2 protein-coding genes are annotated in these 3,220 nt (G+C 44.9%); one reads left to right on the plus strand and one right to left on the minus strand.

What is annotated here, in order from left to right:
* Window positions 1–434: 434 nt before the first annotated feature.
* Window positions 435–899, plus strand: coding sequence for a hypothetical protein (locus QUB35_RS38700; protein ID WP_333148343.1), 465 nt, complete (start codon window positions 435–437; stop codon window positions 897–899).
* 99 nt (window positions 900–998) lie between these two features.
* Here QUB35_RS38700 and sds read toward each other — a convergent pair whose 3' ends face one another.
* A complete protein-coding gene (gene sds / locus QUB35_RS38705) occupies window positions 999–1,970 on the minus strand; it encodes a solanesyl diphosphate synthase (RefSeq protein ID WP_333104787.1) in 972 nt (323 codons plus the stop codon).
* Between the last annotated feature and the right edge of the window lie 1,250 nt (window positions 1,971–3,220).

Here is a 3,220-nt window from a genome sequence, read left to right on the forward strand (position 1 = left end):
CCGTCCAAAAAGGACGGGCGGGACGCCCATCCCACAATAACAATTAAAATTGTAAGTTATTTAATTCGCGATCCTAACTTTGGGCGTTTTGATTTTGAAACCAAGGTCCCCCAAGCAGTTTTTATTGCTTTAAGTTTGAAAATCCGAACGTGAAATAGCCGTTTTCGGCTTTTTATCGGGCTCAGATTTAACACACCTTGACAGCGCTAGCGCTCAGCACCCTATGGTTAGACTTTTTGGATGACATTGTGTAAGCTGTTACGCACTTAATTTTTTTGCCCAAATGCTCGCTACAAGGACTCTAGGCTGCAAAATATTAATTAAATTTAGAGGGGTGTCAGCTTATCTTTAATAGGGCAGTGCTGGGTAATATATACTTGGATGCGGACCTGCTAACCTGAAATTTTTAATTTTAGATATCAAAGAACTGACTGATGGATTTAGACCAACAGATTCAAGCATTGATCGAAAAAGCTCCGCCCGACGGTTCGACGCCACAAATCTTAAAGGCGATCGCCCCGGCCCTGGTGTTAATTGCCCAACAGCTACAGCACCTCGAATACTCGATCCTGCAAGCGGTAGACCAAAGTTGGGCGATCGTGGTTTTGAGCAATCTCAAGCAACCGGGACGGGAGAAGAGGGTGATTTATGCTTGGAGCAGTATTAAAGATGCGTCGCAGGCTGCGGCTGCTGGGGGCGATCGCCTCAGACCGGTGGTTTTGCCTGTCACTCACCTTTTATTTCAGATGATAGCTCTTGAAGGTCTTGACAGCATTGTTTTTTTTGAAAGTCCCGGAAATCAGGAAGTCGGGACGGAAATCCCTCGCGAGCAAGTACAGAGTTTAATTAACGTTTACTTGCAACAGTATCGATCGGCTCCCCCGTCGGATATTGCCTAAAAACTCAATTTTCTATTATTAATTGGTAACAGGGCATTAGGCATTGGGAATTTCCCATTACCAATTCCCCATTACCAATAAAGTGTAACTTTTTCACCTCTAATAAAGTCTACTCAAAACGTATTCAGCCAAATCAATCAAAGCTTGACGGGACTCTGAATGGGGCAGCGCAGCTAAGTATTCGACGGCTTTCTGTGCGTGATTTGTGGCTAGTTCTCGCGATCGCTCTATGCCTCTAGAATCTTCTACCAGTGCCAGGGCCTGCTCTATATCTCCTTCTTGGGCAAATTCGCGTTCTATGAGAACTTCCAAGTAAGGTTTTTCTTCTAGGGCGAATAGTGCGGGTGCTGTCAGATTACCGCTTCTGAGATCCGAGCCTGCAGGTTTCCCCAAAGTTTCCGTGGAAGCGGTGAAATCTAATATATCATCTACTATTTGGAATGCCAAACCAATGTGCCGACCGTAGTTGTACAAATCGTCTGCTATTTCCGCTGAAACCTCGCTCAAACAGCCCGCTGCTTTGGAACTGTTGGCAATTAAAGACGCTGTTTTGTAATAACTTTTTTCGAGGTACGCTTCGATCGATAAACTGGTGTCAAATCCATTTAGTCCCTGTTGAATTTCCCCCTCAGCTAAATCCATAATCACTTCTGAAAGCAGTTTGACTACTGGCAGGTTGTCGAGATTTGCCAAATGCCAGGAGGATTGAGCAAACAGAAAGTCTCCCGCCAATACTGCCACTCGGTTGTTAAACCGACTGTGAACCGTCGGCACTCCCCGCCGCAGATCCGACTCGTCCACCACGTCGTCGTGCACGAGACTAGCTGTGTGGATCATTTCCGTGATTTCAGCGAGGCGGCGGTGTTTTTCCGTGATTTCGCGATCGGGCATAGTCGCCTTGGCCATCAACAGAACGATTGCGGGTCTCACTCGTTTTCCCTTTGTGCCGAATAAGTATTCTGCAGCCGCGTACAAGATGGGATGACGGGCACCCACTAACTGTTTTAAGTTTTCTGTCAACAGTCGCAGGTCTTCTTCAACCGAGGAAAATAGGAGAGTGCTAGAGATCATGGATACGCCGACTCAAGCCGTAAAGTAACAAAATTTTACAAATCATATCTTTATTTTAAGGTAATTCTCTGCAATAGAAAAGAAAAATCTAGGCGATCGGCAGTTATTTGTCATCTGCCACCCGATGGGAGTCACCCGCCTGCCAGAGGCGAGTAGCCGGCTGCCAGAGGGGTTGCCCCTATTGTATCGAATTGTTAAGGACACTGCCAAAAAATCTCTAAATCCCAGAAACCCTGTGTTATTATGGGTATTAAGGATTTAAACAATTCTATACATTAAGTACAGCCAGACTGGCAGGTAGCTTTTAGGTGCCTGTAAAAGTTTCGTAGAGCCAGCCTTGTTAGTCGATCGCAGCCAAAATTTCTGGGACAGATTTTTAGTTCCTCGCGACTAAAAGTTTTCAGAAGTTAAGAGTAGCGCATCTTATGTGCACGGTAGCTCAAAGCAGCTAAAGTGGATGGTTTTAGGCTGTTTAAGCATCTGTAAAGCAGTAAATCATTATTGATGACCGGGAACGGCTAAATGTTCCCGCAGGCTTGATATGGAAAAACAGCCTTCAGAACCAAGGCATGGTCTTGCGTGCTGACTTAATGTAGTAGGTCTTGAACTTGTCCTGCTCCTCCTCGTCCTTGACTTTTGGTTCTAATTATGATTTATCGTGATATTCCTCTAATTATTCCCATTCTGGCCGCCGGCTATGTAATGACTATTTATGTAGTGCTGATGTTGGCCGAACGCAGCACTAAAATAACTCGATTAGGCGAGTAGTGCACTGCTGGGCAGCCGAAGTCGGCAGCAGCGCCCTCGCTTCACCGTTGAGAATTCGGAATCCTCAATAATAACCCTGCCTTGAATGCTTGCGCGCAAAGGCAGGGTTATTTATTTACAATTGCGGGCACCGTGATTTTCTGGGCAGCTAGTTACTGCAACACGTAGCTACAGTTATCGATGTTCAATGCCAACAGCCTCTGAGGCAGAATATTATATTTAGTAGCAGCTTGTATCGCTCACAGCAAGTTTCATGTCAGGAAAACCCTGCCAATGTTCCGATAAAGCTATTAAATTACTCTCAAAAACGCTGAGTTTGAAGGTGTCGGTTATTGTGCCAAAAATCTCAATATTCCTATTTGGTAGGTCAAGAAATTACAGAAATAAAACGCGAAATTTCTGAATCTAGTACAGCTCGGCGTAAATACACAGACTATTAAACAGCCAAGACTTTACCCTTATATGTCCACTTAAAAGGTTTG

It is taken from the genome of Microcoleus sp. B13-B6, from assembly GCF_036705405.1.
In the GTDB taxonomy this organism is placed as follows: domain Bacteria; phylum Cyanobacteriota; class Cyanobacteriia; order Cyanobacteriales; family Microcoleaceae; genus Microcoleus.

Coding starts and splice junctions, on each gene's coding strand:
- QUB35_RS38700 (WP_333148343.1), top strand. CDS start 435: ATGGATTTAGACCAACAGATTCAAGCATTGATCGAAAAAGCTCCGCCC.
- sds (WP_333104787.1), bottom strand. CDS start 1,970: ATGATCTCTAGCACTCTCCTATTTTCCTCGGTTGAAGAAGACCTGCGA.